Origin of the sequence: Lederbergia wuyishanensis, from assembly GCF_022900255.1 — a bacterium.
Classification (GTDB): Bacteria; Bacillota; Bacilli; order Bacillales; family Bacillaceae_C; genus Lederbergia; species Lederbergia wuyishanensis.
The window spans coordinates 170,566-188,848 of record NZ_JALIRM010000002.1; the positions used below are offsets into that span (position 1 = coordinate 170,566).

Consider the following 18,283-nt stretch of genomic DNA (forward strand, 5'->3'; position numbering starts at 1 on the left):
TTCTTATAGATTAATGCACCCGTCAGCCTTCCATAAATCAGAAATTCACCACAGAGAATGAAAGATCATTATGTTCTTTCATGGTAGTTTAATGAGGACAGAGCCCAAGGAATTCTTTATCCTCTATATACTTATTTATCTAGTATCTGCTATTGTAAAATCCTCCCTACTCCTATTAATAGAAATGATTATGACATCACATTTCTTTACAGATGCACGTTTCAAAGACTTCATGGATTTTATTAGAAAATCTACTTTTAATTCTTCCCCCTGCAGTTCTGCTTCTACACTTCCGTCATCTAAATTTTTCACCAATCCCGTTAATTTTAATCTTTGAGCAAGGGTAAATAGTTCAAACGGAATCCTACTTTTTGAACTCTCCCAGAAAAGGTAACTTTTTTTCTTACTAAAGTACTTGAATCAAATTCTGGAAAATTAATATTATTGGCATGCCAAATAACGTAATCATCTCTTAATTTTTTTAATGCTTTCATTCTCTTATCTCCTTATAGTAAATTTCTTTCTTCGACTAACCTGCCATGTTAGCTTAATAACTTCAACAAAAAAAGCGTTAATCCTTCTTGGATTACGCCCCCTTTACTTTAAGTACAATACTTGAAAATCTTTTTTACAACTCAATTAACTCAAATCCCTTAAATGATATTATTTCTAGTAGCAGTTCTCATTGCCTCATATGTCTCTTTAGTTCTAGGCAGGAATTCTCCCTCCCGTTTTGCTTTTTCCATTATCTTAAAGAAATATAGGTTACTTTTTTACGTATTTCAGTGACAAAAAATTATTAATTCCAATTTTCTTAGCCCTAATTTCTGGAAGGGGCTTTCTTTTGTACTCTTCAAATCCCAATTTGTTATATAAATTCATTGCCGAAGTATTCGTATCGGCAACCTCTTCAATGACATAATCAATGTACGGAGTGTTTTCAATGATATGCTTTATGATTTGAGATGCTACACCCTGTCCTCTAAATTCTGAAGCTGTTCCAACAAACTCAATCGACCCTGTATTGGGAGGGAATTCTTCAAAGGGAGCTTCAAATTCCTTCTTTAGAAAGAGCCCTGCCATGCTTCCCTTGAAAAGTCCTAGATGCTTCCTTAATTCCTTTTTATTTAATCGAACTGATCTATCAGCACCATCCGTGCATGCTGTCATTCCAGCAATTTTATTATTATTAGCTATAGCTACATAAAATTGATTCAAAACAAACATATGAGCAAAAGCTTTTGCAATTTTATTTTTATCCTTTGAAAAAAAAACGAGCCATTGAGAGAAACCTTCCGAAAAAATCTCAGACATTTGTTTCCTCACATCAAAATCCACTGTATCTGCATTCACAATAGTAAATTTATAATTCTCAGATTGCATATATTACATCACTCCTTTCTAATGAAAATATGTTCATTATCATATAACGGAAGACTACGGTTTCATTCCTATGCCACAATCTGGTTCGATTTTAGAACATATGATAAACATCGATTTTCAACCAAGTTGCCCGTTAGTAAAAACAAATTAATTAACAACTACAAATCATTAGGCGATTTCCATCGATATCTTTGAAAATAAACCATTTAAAATCATTTTCCCAAGTAATAATCCCTGTAACCAACTCTCCACCGATTTCCTTAATATGATTGTATGCTCCCTCTACATCTTCAGAAACAAAATTCCATAATGGTTGGTTATTTGGTTGGAATATGTAATCCGGGTCGAAACTATGGTCATCTAGTGTAATATTCGGTCCATCTTGTATTTCAATCCAATGGTGGGGAGAATTAACAGTATCCGGGTCATAATTAATCCCTAATAGCTTACTATAAAATTCCATAGATTTACTTACATTTTTTACATGCAGAAAAACAACATCCATTTTGTTTTTTATAGGACTTGGTTTTAAGGTATTCTCACCCATTTTTTTCACCTCAAGTTTAGAATTAATTATATGAATTCAATTTACTTTGAAAAAAATCCTCTTATAATTTTGATAAACATTTACAATCCTACAACATTAAACTTCTTTTTTTATACATAAGGCTCCTGTGTAAGAATAGTATGTTCACTCATATAAAATATCCCTTCATTGTTACTCTTGTCAGACGAAGCAAGCAACGATGTATGTGAGCGTTTGTATTCAGTCTGAGATATTCTCAGATTCCTAGGAATTAGTTTTTAAACGAGGAATACAATTAACATTAGTATTTCTGCAATGATTGCAGGAGAAGGATGTATAAACGCGAATATATGATAAAAGACTTAGTTTAGAAAGGGGGAACACGCATGGATATTAAATCGCTTGATTTGTTTTCTCAGGAATTTCACCAGAATCCATATGATTATTACAGTAAAATCCGACCACACCAACCTTTTGCAAAAGTGAAAATGTTTAATGAAGGAGAACAACATTCATGGATGGCTTTTACGTATGAAGCAGCGGTAGCCGTTTTAAAAGATCAGAGGTTTATAAAAGATATGCGGTCAGTCTTCCCTGACGTGACAGACGAAAATCTGCCGCCTATATCTCAAAGCATGCTTTTTGTTGACCCACCTGACCATCGCCGCCTGCGCAGCCTTGTACAAAGTGGCTTTACACCTAAAAGGATTGCGAGGTTAAGAGGGCGCATTGAGGAAATTGCAAGAGAACAGGCATGGCTCATGAGAAACAAAGGAACGGTTGACTTCATTGAAGAATATGCGTTTCCGATACCAATTAGAGTCATCTGTGAATTGCTTGGCATCCCGTCTGAAGATCGTCTTGATTTCCAGCGGTGGTCCAATGTAATGGTGGAGATGAGCGATAATTCTATATATGATGAGGCTATGATAGAATTTATGGCTTATCTGGAGAAAGTGATTGAAAAAAAGCGTGTATCTCCTAAAGAAGATTTGCTTTCTGATTTAATTCAGGCAGAAGAAGGAGGGGACCGTTTAACTGTAAGCGAATTGTATGGAGTCGTTATGCTTCTTATTGTGGCCGGACATGAAACAACTGTGAATCTAATTGCCAATGGTTTACTGGCGTTGCTTACACACCCAGCCCAACTTGCATTGCTAAAAGAAGATCATACCCTTGTGGCACTTGCCATTGAAGAATTGCTACGTTTTAATGGCCCAGTTGAGTTCAGTACAGACCGTTGGGCGAAAGAGTCTTTTACGTTTATGGGGCAGAAGGTTGAGAAAGGGGACCATGTTATTGTTTCTCTTGCATCAGCCGATCATGATCCCTCGGCGTTTACAGATCCTAGTATCCTCGACATTACAAGGGAAAAAAGTCCGCATCTTGCGTTTGGAAAAGGCATCCACTATTGTCTTGGCGCCCCACTTGCCCGGCTTGAAGGCGAAATAGCCTTACGCGTTTTGCTGGAAGAATACCCTTGTCTTAGCCTTGCAGTTGAACTAAACGAATTAGAATGGCGACAAAGCCTTATCATTCGCGGTTTGAAACAGTTGCCCATCAAGCTTTATTAAAGAAACACTTCAAGAAAACAATCAGCGATTGGAGCCATTTACATTTTCATGCCATTCCTTCTACAAAGGAAGATGACTTAAATTTTTATTGATTATGTATATTTAATATAAAGATATCAGTGGACTTTCCCATTTAACGGAAAATCCACTGCAGCTTTTGGAAGTGTTAATTAAGCCACAATATTTTAAGTTACTATTCATCGTGAATAATTCATTCATATTCGAGTAAATCCGAAATAAACCTATTTATATTTCCTTTTAAGATCACACCGTGTCCCGTGCATAAATAGTCAACATCAAATTTATTAATAGCTTTTAAACCTTCCATAAACAAATTAAAATTATGTTGCCTTTTCATTTCTTCGTTTTGAGACCAATCAGACACAAACTGTTTAATCTTTTCTCTTTCAAGAGTGCCTGTATATACAACTTTATTATCGTTTAAAGGTTCCGCAAAGAAACAAATATGGTCTCCACAAAATAACGCTTTGCTTTCACGATGATATAGTAAAACAGAACCTTTTGTATGGTGTCCAAGGAGGGCACATTCTAAATTACCAGCAGTTAAACCATGATCGGGGAGATTCATCTTTAGTTTGTGTCTAAGATTTTTGGGAATCAACTCTAAATCTTTATTATGAATAAATCCTTCTACATCTCCTAAGTATTGAATTCCTCCAATATGGTCCTTATGACCGTGTGTGGCAATAAAATGAGTTATATCACTATTTAAAATCCCTTTACTTTTTAATGCCGAGAATAGAAGGCTAGAATGTTCTTCTTTTCCTGAATCAATGAGTAAAATATCATTGTCTTCGAGCAACAAGTAGCAGTTATTAAATGAGCCCCAGGATTCATCCCAAACTAAAAATGCATACACACCTTTCGCTATTTCTTCGAGATACGTTTTCATTCTATTCCCCCTCTACTCTACAGTTTTAATAAGGGATATTCGTTCAATCCTTTGTCAATACCTTCTTCAATTAAACTGCCCGTTAGTTTTAGAGTATTTCTGTTCATTTTTTTACAATGTAATGTAATTCAACAAATTGATTAAAGGTTCTGGTTCCTTTTAGATATAGCTCTAGCTGATAATCGCCAACTTTAAATAAAGGAATTCCTTCTCCAATGATAGATGGAGCAATTGTTATAATCAGTTCATCGATTAATTTTTCTTTTAAAAACGTATGTAATAAGTCTCCACCACCAACTATCCAAATATTTTTTCCTTCTTCTTTTTTTAAGTTATTAGTAAAGTTAACAATGTCTTCATTTACAAATTTAACATCATTGGTATCTTCTAATTGAGACCTAGAAAATACGTAACAATCTTTATTTTTATATGGGAATTGACCTTTTTCCCGTTTCATTATCCAATCATATGTTCTTTTGCCAATTAAGATTGTGTCAATCGTTTCAAAAAATTCCGAATATCCATTGTCCCCTTCGCCCTCAACCTTAAATAACCAATCTAATGAATCTCCTTTTGTTGCAATATATCCATCCAGACTTTGAGCAATAAACACTACTAATTTCCGTTGATTCTTCATAACACGCCTCCTATTTACTGTACTTATAAGATATACGTTTTTTTAATCTAACATTAAATTACAGTTTTATTGAACTAACTGCCCGTTAGTCGAACAAGCAAAAAAGCTGTTGGTGCACAATTTCTCCGTCTCCAGTTTGAAGTGGTGCTCGAAGAATTAGCCTTTCTGTTTCTATTTGTAAAGGAATATTTAATAACAAAGGGTTCATTTGATTTTCCCTCTCCTTGATTATTTTAGATTAATAATCAAAAGCAGTGAAATAAAAAAACTCTCACTACCAAGAAATAATAGTTGATTGGTCACTTACAGAACAAGAAGTGCTTGATGCAGAATTATTATGATTAGTCATCACAAGAATCAAAGATCGGCTCTACGTTATTCAATTAAAGCCCCCGTTAGTTTAAGTGCAATACTTCACTTTCCCCCCATTTTTGTAATGTTTTTGTACTTTTTCAGGAAAATGGAAGGGTTTTATATTATTTTGTAGAAGAGTTATTAATGTGTAAATCTTTTAATTCTAAAATATTTTACGTTAAGTAATATGATATGAATCTAAAGGCTAAAAGTGTCCCGTAATGTAATTGATACTTTTAGCCTTTCAACATTAAATTCGGAGATCATTCAAATGACGACTACTTTCCTTAAACTAATAGCTGTAGCATCTATGCTTATAGATCATACGGGACAATTTATCCCTAATACCCCAGAATATTTAAGATATATTGGTAGGTTAGCTGCTCCCATATTCATCTATTTTGTAGGAATTGGATATAGAAAAACTTCTAATAAAAAGAAATACATAGTACGTTTGTATGTTTCATCCGTTGTGATGGCCTTTATTAATTTAATCATTAATAGTTTTTATAATAACTCAGGGGACTTTCTCAGAAACAATTTCTTTGCGACGTTATTTTTAATTGTTTTATGTATTCATATAATAGAAAAAAGACAGGTAAAACTTTATGTGTATTTTATTTTATGGCAAATTATCAGTTTCTTTCTATTAGTCCTTTTAGATTGGGAGTACATAGTGATTATTCAGCAGTCTTCTGAGATTACTACTCCTTTTTATGGTGATATTTCGGGAAATATTATCACTGTAGAAGGAGGGATTTTCTTTGTCATGTTCGGTGTGCTGCTTTATTACAGCAAAAATAAAATAAGGCTTACTATGACGTATAGCCTGTTTACTATATTCCTGTCTATTGGTACCAAAATATGGAGATGGCAGTGGGATAATCCTTTATCAATGTTTTTTCAATTTGCTGATTACCAATGGATGATGATTGCTGCATTGCCTCTATTGTTACTTTACAATGGAAAAAAAGGTGCTGGATTAAAATACTTCTTTTATTTCTTTTATCCCATTCATATTATTATTCTTTATTTTATTGGAGAAAATCTCCGTTGAGGAACTTTTAGTGGAATTTGCCAAGATTAACCGCAAATCCAAAAGAAAGCAAAGGGAATTAAAATCAGATGGATTCGGGAATGTTCTACCAGATCCCAAGAATCCAATTGACGGTGAATGGTACGAGAATGACCTATGACGATGACTTAATTGATCCATCGAGAAAAAATTATTTAAGTGTTTAATTATTTTTTTCAAATAAGACTGATAGTTTTTGATAAATTGCACAAAGAACACCTATAATGACCCCAAGAAAAATACAAATGATAAAATAAGGAGTCATAGATCCTTCTCCGTCAAAGATACTTGCCAAAAGTAAAAAAAATACTGAACTTAATATAGCACTAATGCAGATGTTTTTAATTAGTGACTTCAAATCTGTAACCCCCATTTTCTTTTAAAAAATTAACCGCGAAGCAATGTTATGTCTAATAGGAATTTACATCGCTAAGGAAGTTTTCACATAAAACAGCTGATTTTTAATTGAGGAATCGACTTTTAAATTTAGCCTGTTTCACTAAAGCAACCGTTCGTTTAAGTAACATACTTAATCACTAATTATATTTTGTATCCTAAATACCCCCTTTAGTGATAGTGGTTACCTTTCGCTACTATTGTTCTCAAAATTTTATAAACGAGAATAACAGCTAAAATACCCAATATTGAAAAAATAAAAACCTTAACTATCTCTCCAAAAACACTTCTAATTTCATATTCTCCTTCTCTATATGCTTTTATATTTCGACCACCAGATTCTTCAATAGCTATTGCTTCGTCTGTACTAACTCCTTCAATTGAATAGTATATAGTACCTTTCTTATAAGCATTAGAGAAGTTGCCAGAATACTGTTCCATATCCGAATGCCTTGTGACTTGACCAATTTTATCACCAATTTCTGTTACATATTCATCCTCACTTATCACATAAATATACCCATCCCAAACTACAAATGGATATGCCCAAGATGTTGCCATTGCCTTACTTGGAGCAAAAGAAGTTAATAAAACAAATAATACTATTATCAGAAGTAAATGCTTTTTTCTCAAACAATCCCCCCTTACTTGGATTTGAAGTTTATTTTTTGTATAAGTTTCAAAGATTGTCTTGTTTCACTAACCTGCCCGTTAGTTAATAACTTCAACAAAAAAAGCGTTAATCCTTCATCAATTAACGGAAGTTAGTTGATGAAAAACGTTTTAGTTTAGCCCTGTTTTGCATCACTATTTTTCTTTTCATTATTCTGATTATAAATCTTTTTTAATGTTGTGTTTATATTATTCAAACATAGCAAAATAAATCCTAACATAATAAAAGTAACTAATTCACTAGTAAAAAAAGAGACTACACCTATAATTAAAAAATAAAAACTATACCACCAATTATTCATTTTCCTGATTCTCCCCTTTGTAAATAAGACATCTTTCCCTAAGTTTTTTCGAATATTATTAATCTGCACGTTAGTACAATAATTTCAACAAAAAAAGCGTTAATCCTTCTTCGATTAACGCACCCGTTAGCATAACAAGAAAATTATTATTTTATTTTTTTTAGCATTTTAAAATTAGCCAACTTAACCCCCTTTTTTTCCACAGTTTGTGAACAAACAATTTTGTAACCTAGATGTTCAAAAAATGGCTTAGCTGTAATACTTGCTTCGGTATCAATTTCTAAAAGATTTAGTTTCTTTGCCTCAGATTCGAGCATATCAACTAAAGCTGTGGCTATACCTTGTCCTTGATAATCTTTATGAACGAATAGTCTGTCTAAGTATCCGGTATGCGTTAAATCGCTAAAACCAACAACTTTATCATTAACTTTAGCAACAAATGTTATATTTTGACGCAATGATTCCTTCCAAGAATTAATTTTAGATTCTTTTTCATCTCTTGGTGCCCAAGCATCCAATTGTACTTGGGAATAATCTTTTGAATTTACGGAATGAACTATTTCATAAAACAATGAAACAATCTCTTTTGTATCAGTTTCCTTAAACTTTATAATCTCCACTTTCTGTTATACCTCCCCTTATTAGGATAAGCATCCTAATATATTTATAATTATTTCACCAACTTCTTCTTGCACTATCCTGCCCGTTAGCTTAATAACTTCAACAACTCAATCTACAGTATCAGCATGGTTAGGAATTTGGAAGTAAATTTGCGAAACATGCTTATTCAACAATCGGGCAATACAATTAATTAAAAATACGTTTATTTATCAAGATTGTGAATTATTTCACTTAAACTATCGGTTGCGTTAAAATCGAGATGAAGGATTAACGCTTTTATTTTGAAGTTATTAAGCTCTCTCAGTTAGATTCAATAATCTCTCGAATGCTCACTAATTCTTTTCAACTCGTTAATCCATTGTAATAACTTTCTTACTAAGGAGCTCTGTTTTTTTCAAAACCGAAATATCACCATCTACAGGAATTTTAACTGAGCAGTTTAATTATAGAATATCTGAAGAAAAAAACATCCTTTTTACAAAAGATGCCTGCATTTAGTTTTTTCGTTTAGCTTTAACCTTTTTCTTTTGAAATTAATAGACTGCCACTCTATGATTTTTTCAATTACTAAAAGTGTCGTCTCTAAGTCATGCCCATTTATAATATAGACCGGCCCCAATTTCCTCTCTGAGTGTAATATATAGTGTAATGTCATATTAGCTTTGCAAGATTTTATTCATTTCCTTGCATATTTTCAGCCTTATTAAATTCAAAAAACATACTGCAACATTTTTTTAATTGCCAAATACCATATTTTTCAAAAGCAATAGGCAGTAATTTATACTGTGAATAAGCTTCACAAAAGGCCGTACAACATACTAATACTTTAGAGATTTATTTAAAATATAAGGTGGTGAACTTTTAAGTGAATAATCTAACAGTATACTCCAATATAAATTATGATCAGCAATTGGAGCGTCAATTTCCAAGTTTACCAGTGCCCTCGTTTCCGGGACCATCAGGTTTACCGGGGTTACCAGGACCAGGGTTTGCGGGACCATCAGGTTTTCCAGGTCTACCCGGATCACAAATTCCACCAGCTCCAACTGCTCCTCCTCCACCATTTATCCCTCAACAAGCAACTGCTTCACCATTTGCTGTTGATCCTGGAGCAATTAGGTTGTGCCTGTTTCGTAATACCTTTTTATGGCTCAGCAATGGTGAAGGATTTTGGTTTTATCCGATTTTCGTAGGTCCAAGATCTGTTGCTGGTTTCAGATGGAATGGTATATCCTGGTTCATTTTTGGTATTGATACAAGAAGAATTATTTCGTTTTCATGTTTTTAAAAACTATATGAACAAGAAAAGCTTTTAACTCGTAGATCTGTTAAGTGATGCCGTTAACTGGTATCACTTTTTATAATTCAACCAAAACATTGTGATGTTTTGCGAAGGCTGATGGTTTGATTTTTCATTGGCAATAATTAACCTGGGAGTATCATGAATACGGCTAAATTTACCGCATATTCTTTTCATAATTTATAAGTGTCAAGTACTGGTTTATTGGTTCCTGCCCTGTTTTTTTAAAGCCGAGTTTTTCATAAAAATGGCGATTTCGATGATCATCTTTTGGGGTATGAAGTGACCACTTTCGTACATGAGGGAATCGTCTTTCTAGCTCCTGTACTATTTTAGAACCCAAACCTTTGTTTTGAAATCGAGAGCTAAGAAAAATCGAAGACAAATAATAATGAGTATAGGTCTGTATGACAATGCAGATTCCGCCTGCAAGCTTATCTTCAACAAAAATAGAATAATGCAAAGAGTTTTGCATTTTAAATAAAAAATATTCCAATGATTCAGTTGCTGGATTTGTATCGTAATCCTTATATTTCATTAAATCGGAATAAAACGCTTCTCTTTGAATCTTTAACAATTCGTATGCTTCTGTATTTTTTGATGGTAAAATCTTAAATTTCATCTCCCTACCTCCTAAGCCATTTAGACGTTTTTGCATTACTTTGAACAATGTAATAAGAGGAAAATTCCGGTTTCCTCCTTCTTATTGGAGGTAAACAATTAGCTCAATCATATACCGTTTACAATAAAATATGCCTAAAAAGTTCCTTCTGGAAGGGTAAACTTTTTTTATTTAAGATAAATAAATGGCATAAAGTGAACAATACTACGATTTAAAAAGGATTGCTGTAATTAATCAAAATCCTTTTCGAAGTGATCGTTTGATAGTTAGACGTTAGAAAAAGTGCAGTTGATGTTAAAAGAAGTATATTTGATGTTTGAAAACGCATATATACCAAGGGCTTAATCCCCCCGGGAAAATGGGATACAGCGACTGTATATGGGATGAACGCTTCAGTGTGTTGATTTCAAGCCGGACGTACATTTGAGTAATAAAAAAGCTGATTTTCCTATTTGGAAGATCAGCTTTTTCTACTTTGTGAAGAAATGTACTTAAACTAAACTGCCCGTTAGTATGATAACTTCAACAAAAATAAGCAATAATCCTTCTTGGACTATCGCACCCTTTAGTTATACATAAAGACTTACACATTAATTGCATATTATATAAATGATGTGACAATAAGTAATTATTTCTTACCTTTTCGTTCTAAAAGTATAGGTGCTATATTTAGTAAGATAGAAACAATTGTCAAAAACCATAATGCCCTTTCCATACCAGGTACTACATCCATTAAAGCTGCCCAATCTTCAACTTCTACCCACACCGATACAAGACTGTATTCTGCACAAAGTGTTAATGCTGTAAATGATAATCCCATCGCCATAGCAAGCTTATAATCCTTTCCTGCTTTATACATATAAAGATTTATAAAAGTTGCTACTATTGCAATAACCCCAAATATCATAAATAACATTACTAACCTCCACATATTTTTATTTTGTCGTGTAAGTAATACTAATGTGTATCATTTCAATTTTTTGCATTATTTTTTTATTAGACATTAATACGTCAAATCTTATTTTATAGTAAATGCTCTTCCTTTTGTGATTTCTTATTGAACTAACATGCCCGTTAGCTTAAGTGCAATCTTTCATAAAAATATAATTGTTTGAGAGAATCCTGAAAAACTATTGGAACCATTCAAAAAGCATTGTTTTGGAATCTGTACTACGAGCTGCCTCAAATACTTCTTTTTCCGTACGGTTATTTTGATATATTTCATAAAAAAAGCTTACCGCAAAAAAAGCAGAACTCATTCCATCAATATAAAAAATGGCCTTTTACATAAAAAAAGACTTATTTTCAATGCCCTTGTTAGTCCTATCTTGACTAACTACTTCACCAAATGTTCGCTATTAAGCGAATTATCATTCTTGGTATAAACATTAAGATGTTCCATACCACTTCAGATATGGATTCAAATAAGGTATCTTTAAAAAAGCCGTCTCTATTTCTTTTTTTATTTTTCATCTTCTAACTCCCAATAAATTAGTGAATATCAACACAATTCCTTCATCCATAACACTTTTCTATAAATGACTTATACAACAATCTAGCCCGATTGTTGAACACAAGTTAAATATAAGTCTTAAACTAAACTGCCCGTTAGTAAAATAAATTCTACAAAAAAAGCGTCAATCCTCATCAATTGAGTATAATTGTTCATCATAATGCTAGCTCGCTCGGTCGCTCAAATGGTTGAAGCTGTCTAACTAATTTTGTCTAGCTTTATTGGTTCAAATCATTGGGAGTGCTTTTTTGTGTGTCAAATTTAATGCGAATTACATTCAATATGATTTTACTTTTTATACTTTTTAAAGTAGTATTTATGTTTTTGTACCTCTATACGGAACCCATTACAAAATATTGATTCGTCTTTTTTTATTTTAAACTAATAAAATTAAATATAGGCCAAGATAAAAGAAAGAATTAAGCTCAAGATTGAGCCAACCAAGAATGGTCCAACCCTTAGTGTTATTTTCTCATGTTTTGGTGTATATGCACCTGCCATTAATCTGAACACCCCCATCTCCGCCCGTTTTGTAAAAAAGTCGCCACTTGCACCAATCATAAAAGCAAAAAGTGCTAAGAAGGCTGATCCCAAAAACAAAATCGTTATAATATCAAATTCGAAATAACTTGAGATTCCCCATAAAATAGAAATTTCAATGATGGCAACAAATAAAACTTTACAAATATATGAAATCATAATTCCACTCCACCTTTTGAAGATTTCTTCAACTCTTCTGACTGTTTGGTTAATAACTTCAACAAAAAAAGCGTTAATCCTTCTTCGATTAACGCACCCGGTAGTTAACAGGCACCTTCTGTAAGCAGTGAATTTTATAGTATCTTTCGAATCGGAAAGTAAATATCGGTTATTGATTCTTCAGACTCAGGACCTTGATGTCGTTCATCGTAGATTTCAATATTATACAGTCCAGAAAGTTCATATCCACTTTGGTTTAACCACGTAGAGTATAAATAAGCGTGCACGGCTCCTGCATTTTCAAACGGACCTTTGAATGTAAATAAGACATAAGTATTTGCTGGAGTCTCTCTGTAAACCATTCCATCGGGAATATCGACATCTGAAGAAACTTCAACACCAATAAAGAATTCGAAATGGTCTGTTACAGGATTATAATTCTCAGGGTCTGTAGAAAGTCCAAATACTTCTCTTTCATTAATACAATTTTTAATTTCTGATCTTATTTCTTGAAAATTCGAAGCTAATTTAAGAGTTGTCTTGTTTTGTTGCACATCAAAAAGTGTAACTTTAGTAGCTAAACCAATTAATTTTATTGCTGACTTATCTACAATTACTGCTTCCATTATGAACCTCCAGTTCTATGTTATATTTCTTTAAACGCCTCTACTATACTTCAGAAACTTGAATCCATGCACTTAAATTAAACATGCAGGAATTAATAACATACGTGAGTGTTACAGCAAAACGCCATGGATTTACTATCATTAGTTCTAATCATGTCGAACGCAAAGCTATAACACTATTAAATTTCGTTATGAAAAAACAAATGAAAAACAAATGAAAAAATATTTGTTTAAGTGTTGCTTAATATCTACTACAACGTATTTTCTGTCTTTATCGTCACTCCACTACAACATCTAGTAAACAACCATTTTTCGCCTTGTCCGCTTATCACTAACGCATTTCATTAAAACTCACATAAACTGAACTAACCACCTTTCGAATGGCGATCAATATATACAAGGATGTGATATTATGAGATGCTGCGGAGGTTACGGTGGCTATGGTAGTGGCTATGGTGGCGGTATGGGATTCAATTTTGCGTTGATCGTTGTACTGTTCATTTTGTTAATCATTGTTGGTACAGCATTTGTGCATCACAATTATTAAAGCTATAAACCTACCAAAATTATCCGAAACGTATACTACTCACCTCACGAAGAGCGCTTAGCCCAGCGCTCTTTAACCATGCAAAAATTACCAGTTGAATATCCTCCTTAAAACAAGAATTTCTCTCACTTATTCGTTTTTTGTGTCGCTCTTTCAAGTCAATTGTGAAGTTAATAAACAACTTCTTCTTTAACTATCCTTCCCCGTTAGCTTAATAACTTCAACAAAAAGGTGCCTTAATCCTTCTTAGATTAAAGCACCCGTTAGTGAAAAATCACCATCGAGCAACTCATTTTTTAGTATGTATTTCATAAATGAAATAAGAATAAATTCTGTAACCTATTGGTAAGAGGGCTATGATTGAATACCATTTACTATCGGCAAAAAGTAACCATAAAAAAGCAATTATAATAGATAAAATAAATATGAGATTACCAGAAAATCCATTAAGAGGTTGATTATCTAAAAAGAACGATTTTACTCCTTTTAAGTCACTTGCATAACAACTCTCATGGTAAGGAACAACAGCAAATAATAATACCGCTGTTACTAAATCATCTCTATTTTTAATTACTCCTGCACACTTTTCACATATAACCATCTGTTCTGACATTACTATTCCCCCTACTGTATAAAGAATAAAATTACTTTTATATTAATTAAGAAGATTCCCAAAAATATTGTTAAAATACAACTGTTCTTCTTTATGAAACCTGCACCGTTCTTCATCCATAACGCTTTTCTTTAAATGATTTCTCCAACAATCTGGCCCGATTGTTGGACACAAGTTAAATATAAATCTTAAACTAATCTGCCCGTTAGTACAATTACTTCAACAAAAATAAGCGATAATCCTTCTTGGACTATCGCACCCATTACTTTAAGTACATTACTTCACAATCTTTCCTTGTTCATATCTTCTGCTGTGTCCAAATTTTATAGATAGTTTGGCCGTCTATTTTTGTTTTTTCTGTACAGATATCAACTTGTAAATTGTTATAATCAGTCCATTGAGGCAAAACAGATGCTAAATATTTCATTACTTTTTCATCTGGCGTTGCATATCCTACATTAATTTGATTACCTAAATAAGCAACAAAATCTGGATATAAAGCATCTGTCCATTCTTTAGCTTCATACTCCGAACCAAAAATACGGTTATCCTCTTTGTAGCCACCATTTATCCATTTAACATTATCCATTTGTAGAAACGCCCCCGTTTGTTTAAGTATAATCATTCACAATAATCACTTTTTCGTTGAATTCTATTTTAGAAGATACGTTTAGTTTAGGTGATGGAAATTAGGAATCCTACAAATTATATGTTACAATGTGTTAACCATTTGATGTACTGTTTTCATGCTCCCTACTCGTTAATGAGTGGGGATTTTTTTAAAGAGAAATAAAAAAAAGACTCTAAAAAAGAGTCTTTCTATTTTTGGCATTATAATTAAGCCTTTTGAACGTTAGCTGCTTGTGCTCCACGTTGACCTTGCTCAACATCAAAAGTCACTTCTTGACCTTCTTCTAATGTTTTGTAGCCTTCGCCTTGGATAGCTGAGAAATGTACGAATACGTCTTCTCCACCTTCACGTTCGATGAATCCGAAACCTTTTTCGCCATTAAACCATTTTACTTTACCTTTTTCCATATTTGTTGCCTCCTAGTGTGTTAGCACACCAATGTATTACTATCCTTGCTCTTAGTGATCATCAAGACGAAAAATTTTTACTAATACAATCCTTTACACCGAACAAAAATAATGTAATTTCAGAATAGCATCTTTTATTATTGTTTGCAAGGAACCTTAATACTGTTACTAAAGCCCCTATTAGTTGAAGAGTATAAGAAGATAGGTATTATTTTATTAATTCTTCTCCTGTTAAAATTTTATATAGGTCTGTTGACTCTTGTTTTTTTAATTTCACATATCTATCGCCATCGGTAACTATCTCCAGATTTTCACCATTTGAGCTAATCCATAGTAAATAAGATGCCATTTTGCCCTCGCTGCCGGTGTAATTCTTTGGTGGAAATTGAAATTGATAGTCAGCATAGCTTGCCATTTCTACTTTTTCATTTTCCCAATTAGCATTTTTAACTATATCTATCGCTTTTTTAACCTGTTTTCTTTTAGTGACTTCTTTAAAGTCTTCAAAAATATTTTCTTCACCAATTCGTTTCTGTATAGTTATTTTCTGCCCAATCATTTCATTCAAACAACCCGAAGTAACTAACAAAACACCTAGTAGAGATAAAAACAGTATTACTTTTTTCAATCTGTTCCCCCCCTTTTATCATTACTTTCTTAATTGAACTAAACTGCTCCGTTAGCTTAATAACTTCAACCAAAAAAGTGTTAATCCTTTTTCGATTATCGCACCCTCTTTAAACCCCTAAATAATGACGACTTTTCACAAAGACTTCTGGGAAACAGTCTCTAAAATTAGGACAGCCGCCCTTCCATATTTCTGTATTATACATATGTTGAAAATAAAAAAAGACAATAAAGGCTTTGTAAATGGCAGATGAAGTATAGATCATTTTATGTTTCTAATCTTAACCTCAGAGAGCAGCTTGGTATTAAAAGACTCTAATAATGGCTCGAGTGTGCAAAACAACACACGGTTCCATTCACTATTTTGTAAATACATAATTCATTACAATCAAGACTATTAAATGGAAAAAAATAAGTTATAAAAAGGAGCAATCATGATTAACGTTTTATTTGTGTGCCGGGGGAATATTTGCCGTTCACCGATGGCTGAAGCTTTGTTTCGTTACTTAGTCAAAAAAGAAAATTTAACAAACCAAATCGCAGTAGATTCTGCTGCAACCAGTCTATGGCAAATCGGCTTCCCTCCGCACGAAGGAACTCTTGATATTCTAAAGAAATACAAAATCTCTTCTGATAGACTTATTGGACGCCAACTAAAGAGAAAAGATTTTTGGAAGTTCGATTATATTATTGGGATGGACGAAAGCAACTTAAAAAACATTTACAGGATAACAGGCAAGCCTAATCACCCAAAGATTATTAGGCTACTCGACTTGACCAAATACAGGAAAGATATCCCCGATCCATTTTACACAGGTGATTTTGATGAGACGTATCGTCTTATTTCAGTTGGTTGCCGAGCATTACTCAATAAAATACGAAGCGAACAAAACTTATAACAACAAAGCGTCTATCTTAATGCACAGTCAAAACAATTATTTTGAAATGGTGATATCCGGTTAATAATCTTCACAGTTCATCATTTAAATATGGTTCCACCCCTCGGGATATACCGAGTTTTTTTATTAAAAGATTGTTAAGCATCAAATTTAGGAGGACTTATATATAACAGGATCAACAAGCCAAAAAACTATCACTGAAGAAGGAACTTTAATTCATCGTAAAAAGTCATATTTTAATCTACCAGACCGTTACCTATGTAATCGAAAGTATTCACATCCGCATAAACAATCATATTGTTTGGAATAGATTTACTTTTGGTGGGAAAATCAATCAAATACACTTCTTTTCCTTCATAGGATTTATCATCAAGCCCAGACATCATATTTTCATTCAGTGTTATTTTTGATACCACTCCATCTTTCCAATCACCATCAATCCAGTCTTTTTGTTCTGAAGACAATTGCTTCCATACTATTTCTCTCACATCATCATTTTTGTGAACCTTTTCGCCTTGCTCGTTGCTATTCTGGACATTATTACTTCCTTGTTTATTTAGGTTAGAACAAGCTGCTAGTCCTAAGAAAAGAACTGTAGAAAGCATAGTTAGAAGGATTTTTTTCATTCTTTACACCTCTTATTTAAATTGTGAAGTAGAACAACTTTGTTTATGTAATATAACTTAATAATCTATCAAAAGATCTGATCTCGGCATATGGTTTTACTTCGGTATCATTCTTGATCATATGAGGATTGAACCATATGCCCTTTATATTTGCATTTTGACAACCACCAATATCCTTTTCTATGTCATCGCCAACGAATATTGTGTCTTCCGGTTGCACATTAAGCTTATTTAGTGCTAATGCAAATATGCGTTTGTCAGGTTTACTAAATCCGACTTCTTCAGAAATAATGATTGTATCAAAACAACTATTTAAATTAGTGTTAATTATTTTTGCTTTCTGCCTCTGAGTTGAGCCGTTTGTTATAATTCCAACTTTAACTTGCATCTTTATAGCATTTACGATATTTATAGTATTTTGGTTTATAGAAAAACAATAAGGAAAATTATGATTCCAAAAATCTTGAATGTAATTACGTGGCAATCTATGTTTTGGTGGAAAATCATCAAAAAATGATTCCAAAACTTTTGTTTTATCACTATATCCATAGCTTTTATTATCATACTCTTTAAATTTTTGTAGCATTTCACTCTTTGCTGAATGTTTAACATCCTCATAACACTGTTCTAAAATAATTAAAAACATTTTATCTACTGCCTTATTCCTATCCAGTAAGGTATCATCTAAATCAAATAACATTGCTTTATAACCTCTCAAAT

The 18,283-nt window shown here is 32.8% G+C and carries 26 protein-coding genes and 1 pseudogene; 6 read left to right on the forward strand and 21 right to left on the reverse strand.

Features of this window, described 5'->3' with window-relative positions; all coding sequences use genetic code 11:
* Window positions 1-135: 135 nt before the first annotated feature.
* The 4 genes from MT489_RS06960 to MT489_RS06975 all read right to left on the reverse strand — a co-directional run bounded on the left by MT489_RS06960 (window position 136) and on the right by MT489_RS06975 (window position 1,930).
* A complete protein-coding gene (locus tag MT489_RS06960; RefSeq protein ID WP_244680811.1) occupies window positions 136-312 on the reverse strand; it encodes an acylphosphatase in 177 nt (58 codons plus the stop codon).
* A 14-nt stretch (window positions 313-326) separates the two neighbouring features.
* Window positions 327-494 (reverse strand): acylphosphatase, encoded by a 168-nt coding sequence (locus MT489_RS06965; RefSeq protein WP_244680812.1) that lies wholly within the window; start codon window positions 492-494, stop codon window positions 327-329.
* Between the two features lie 271 nt (window positions 495-765).
* The gene (locus tag MT489_RS06970) at window positions 766-1,383 is read right to left on the reverse strand and encodes a GNAT family N-acetyltransferase (RefSeq protein ID WP_244680813.1); all 618 of its coding nucleotides are present in this window, start codon (window positions 1,381-1,383) and stop codon (window positions 766-768) included.
* A 151-nt stretch (window positions 1,384-1,534) separates the two neighbouring features.
* Window positions 1,535-1,930 carry a VOC family protein gene (locus MT489_RS06975; RefSeq protein ID WP_244680814.1) on the reverse strand — a complete coding sequence of 132 codons (396 nt, stop codon included), beginning with the start codon at window positions 1,928-1,930 and terminating at the stop codon, window positions 1,535-1,537.
* A gap of 365 nt (window positions 1,931-2,295) precedes the next feature.
* Between MT489_RS06975 and MT489_RS06980 the strand changes: the two genes are divergently transcribed.
* The gene (locus MT489_RS06980; RefSeq protein ID WP_244680815.1) at window positions 2,296-3,483 is read left to right on the forward strand and encodes a cytochrome P450 family protein; all 1,188 of its coding nucleotides are present in this window, start codon (window positions 2,296-2,298) and stop codon (window positions 3,481-3,483) included.
* 211 nt (window positions 3,484-3,694) lie between these two features.
* Here MT489_RS06980 and MT489_RS06985 read toward each other — a convergent pair whose 3' ends face one another.
* The 3 genes and pseudogenes from MT489_RS06985 to MT489_RS06995 all read right to left on the reverse strand — a co-directional run.
* A complete protein-coding gene (locus tag MT489_RS06985; RefSeq protein WP_244680816.1) occupies window positions 3,695-4,396 on the reverse strand; it encodes an MBL fold metallo-hydrolase in 702 nt (233 codons plus the stop codon).
* Window positions 4,397-4,499: 103 nt separating this feature from the next.
* Window positions 4,500-5,033 (reverse strand): dihydrofolate reductase family protein, encoded by a 534-nt coding sequence (locus MT489_RS06990; protein ID WP_244680817.1) that lies wholly within the window; start codon window positions 5,031-5,033, stop codon window positions 4,500-4,502.
* 103 nt (window positions 5,034-5,136) lie between these two features.
* A pseudogene (locus MT489_RS06995) lies at window positions 5,137-5,241 on the reverse strand (GNAT family N-acetyltransferase); the annotation flags it as partial.
* Between the two features lie 417 nt (window positions 5,242-5,658).
* Here MT489_RS06995 and MT489_RS07000 point away from each other — a divergent pair.
* Together MT489_RS07000 and MT489_RS22130 are read left to right on the forward strand one after the other, a co-directional pair.
* A complete protein-coding gene (locus tag MT489_RS07000) occupies window positions 5,659-6,444 on the forward strand; it encodes a TraX family protein (protein ID WP_244680818.1) in 786 nt (261 codons plus the stop codon).
* Window positions 6,445-6,454: 10 nt separating this feature from the next.
* The gene (locus MT489_RS22130; protein WP_280518537.1) at window positions 6,455-6,583 is read left to right on the forward strand and encodes a hypothetical protein; all 129 of its coding nucleotides are present in this window, start codon (window positions 6,455-6,457) and stop codon (window positions 6,581-6,583) included.
* A gap of 42 nt (window positions 6,584-6,625) precedes the next feature.
* Here MT489_RS22130 and MT489_RS07005 read toward each other — a convergent pair whose 3' ends face one another.
* The 4 genes from MT489_RS07005 to MT489_RS07020 all read right to left on the reverse strand — a co-directional run bounded on the left by MT489_RS07005 (window position 6,626) and on the right by MT489_RS07020 (window position 8,452).
* On the reverse strand, window positions 6,626-6,820 hold the full coding sequence (locus tag MT489_RS07005; RefSeq protein WP_244680819.1) for a hypothetical protein: 195 nt from the start codon (window positions 6,818-6,820) through the stop codon (window positions 6,626-6,628).
* Between the two features lie 209 nt (window positions 6,821-7,029).
* Window positions 7,030-7,491 carry a hypothetical protein gene (locus tag MT489_RS07010; RefSeq protein ID WP_244680820.1) on the reverse strand — a complete coding sequence of 154 codons (462 nt, stop codon included), beginning with the start codon at window positions 7,489-7,491 and terminating at the stop codon, window positions 7,030-7,032.
* Between the two features lie 155 nt (window positions 7,492-7,646).
* Entirely contained in the window at window positions 7,647-7,832 is a 186-nt protein-coding gene (locus tag MT489_RS07015) for a hypothetical protein (RefSeq protein ID WP_244680821.1), read from the reverse strand.
* 146 nt (window positions 7,833-7,978) lie between these two features.
* A complete protein-coding gene (locus MT489_RS07020; protein ID WP_244680822.1) occupies window positions 7,979-8,452 on the reverse strand; it encodes a GNAT family N-acetyltransferase in 474 nt (157 codons plus the stop codon).
* Between the two features lie 866 nt (window positions 8,453-9,318).
* Between MT489_RS07020 and MT489_RS07025 the strand changes: the two genes are divergently transcribed.
* Window positions 9,319-9,741 carry a collagen-like protein gene (locus tag MT489_RS07025; RefSeq protein ID WP_244680823.1) on the forward strand — a complete coding sequence of 141 codons (423 nt, stop codon included), beginning with the start codon at window positions 9,319-9,321 and terminating at the stop codon, window positions 9,739-9,741.
* Between the two features lie 169 nt (window positions 9,742-9,910).
* On the opposite strand, the gene MT489_RS07030 is transcribed toward MT489_RS07025, so the two are convergent.
* The 4 genes from MT489_RS07030 to MT489_RS07045 all read right to left on the reverse strand — a co-directional run bounded on the left by MT489_RS07030 (window position 9,911) and on the right by MT489_RS07045 (window position 13,213).
* Window positions 9,911-10,375, reverse strand: a complete 465-nt coding sequence (locus MT489_RS07030; protein WP_244680824.1) for a GNAT family N-acetyltransferase — start codon at window positions 10,373-10,375, stop codon at window positions 9,911-9,913.
* 628 nt (window positions 10,376-11,003) lie between these two features.
* The gene (locus MT489_RS07035) at window positions 11,004-11,291 is read right to left on the reverse strand and encodes a hypothetical protein (protein ID WP_102345949.1); all 288 of its coding nucleotides are present in this window, start codon (window positions 11,289-11,291) and stop codon (window positions 11,004-11,006) included.
* A gap of 987 nt (window positions 11,292-12,278) precedes the next feature.
* Complete coding sequence (locus MT489_RS07040) at window positions 12,279-12,587, reverse strand: hypothetical protein (RefSeq protein WP_244680825.1); 309 nt, start codon at window positions 12,585-12,587, stop codon at window positions 12,279-12,281.
* Window positions 12,588-12,721: 134 nt separating this feature from the next.
* Entirely contained in the window at window positions 12,722-13,213 is a 492-nt protein-coding gene (locus MT489_RS07045; RefSeq protein ID WP_244680826.1) for a GyrI-like domain-containing protein, read from the reverse strand.
* A gap of 412 nt (window positions 13,214-13,625) precedes the next feature.
* On the opposite strand from MT489_RS07045, the gene MT489_RS07050 reads away from it, so the two are divergent.
* Window positions 13,626-13,760, forward strand: a complete 135-nt coding sequence (locus tag MT489_RS07050; protein WP_244680827.1) for a YjcZ family sporulation protein — start codon at window positions 13,626-13,628, stop codon at window positions 13,758-13,760.
* Window positions 13,761-14,049: 289 nt separating this feature from the next.
* On the opposite strand, the gene MT489_RS07055 is transcribed toward MT489_RS07050, so the two are convergent.
* From MT489_RS07055 to MT489_RS07070, 4 genes are all read right to left on the reverse strand, one after another.
* Window positions 14,050-14,373: a hypothetical protein gene (locus tag MT489_RS07055; RefSeq protein ID WP_244680828.1), complete on the reverse strand. Its 324-nt coding sequence runs from the start codon at window positions 14,371-14,373 to the stop codon at window positions 14,050-14,052.
* Between the two features lie 298 nt (window positions 14,374-14,671).
* On the reverse strand, window positions 14,672-14,962 hold the full coding sequence (locus MT489_RS07060) for a hypothetical protein (RefSeq protein WP_244680829.1): 291 nt from the start codon (window positions 14,960-14,962) through the stop codon (window positions 14,672-14,674).
* Window positions 14,963-15,210: 248 nt separating this feature from the next.
* On the reverse strand, window positions 15,211-15,411 hold the full coding sequence (locus MT489_RS07065) for a cold-shock protein (RefSeq protein WP_169099235.1): 201 nt from the start codon (window positions 15,409-15,411) through the stop codon (window positions 15,211-15,213).
* Window positions 15,412-15,619: 208 nt separating this feature from the next.
* Window positions 15,620-16,039, reverse strand: coding sequence for a YhfM domain-containing protein (locus MT489_RS07070; protein WP_244680830.1), 420 nt, complete (start codon window positions 16,037-16,039; stop codon window positions 15,620-15,622).
* A 433-nt stretch (window positions 16,040-16,472) separates the two neighbouring features.
* Between MT489_RS07070 and MT489_RS07075 the strand changes: the two genes are divergently transcribed.
* Window positions 16,473-16,937: a low molecular weight protein-tyrosine-phosphatase gene (locus MT489_RS07075; protein ID WP_244680831.1), complete on the forward strand. Its 465-nt coding sequence runs from the start codon at window positions 16,473-16,475 to the stop codon at window positions 16,935-16,937.
* Window positions 16,938-17,173: 236 nt separating this feature from the next.
* Here MT489_RS07075 and MT489_RS07080 read toward each other — a convergent pair whose 3' ends face one another.
* Window positions 17,174-17,563, reverse strand: coding sequence for a hypothetical protein (locus tag MT489_RS07080; protein ID WP_244680832.1), 390 nt, complete (start codon window positions 17,561-17,563; stop codon window positions 17,174-17,176).
* A 43-nt stretch (window positions 17,564-17,606) separates the two neighbouring features.
* Window positions 17,607-18,263 carry an HAD family hydrolase gene (locus MT489_RS07085; RefSeq protein ID WP_244680833.1) on the reverse strand — a complete coding sequence of 219 codons (657 nt, stop codon included), beginning with the start codon at window positions 18,261-18,263 and terminating at the stop codon, window positions 17,607-17,609.
* Window positions 18,264-18,283 lie beyond the last annotated feature (20 nt).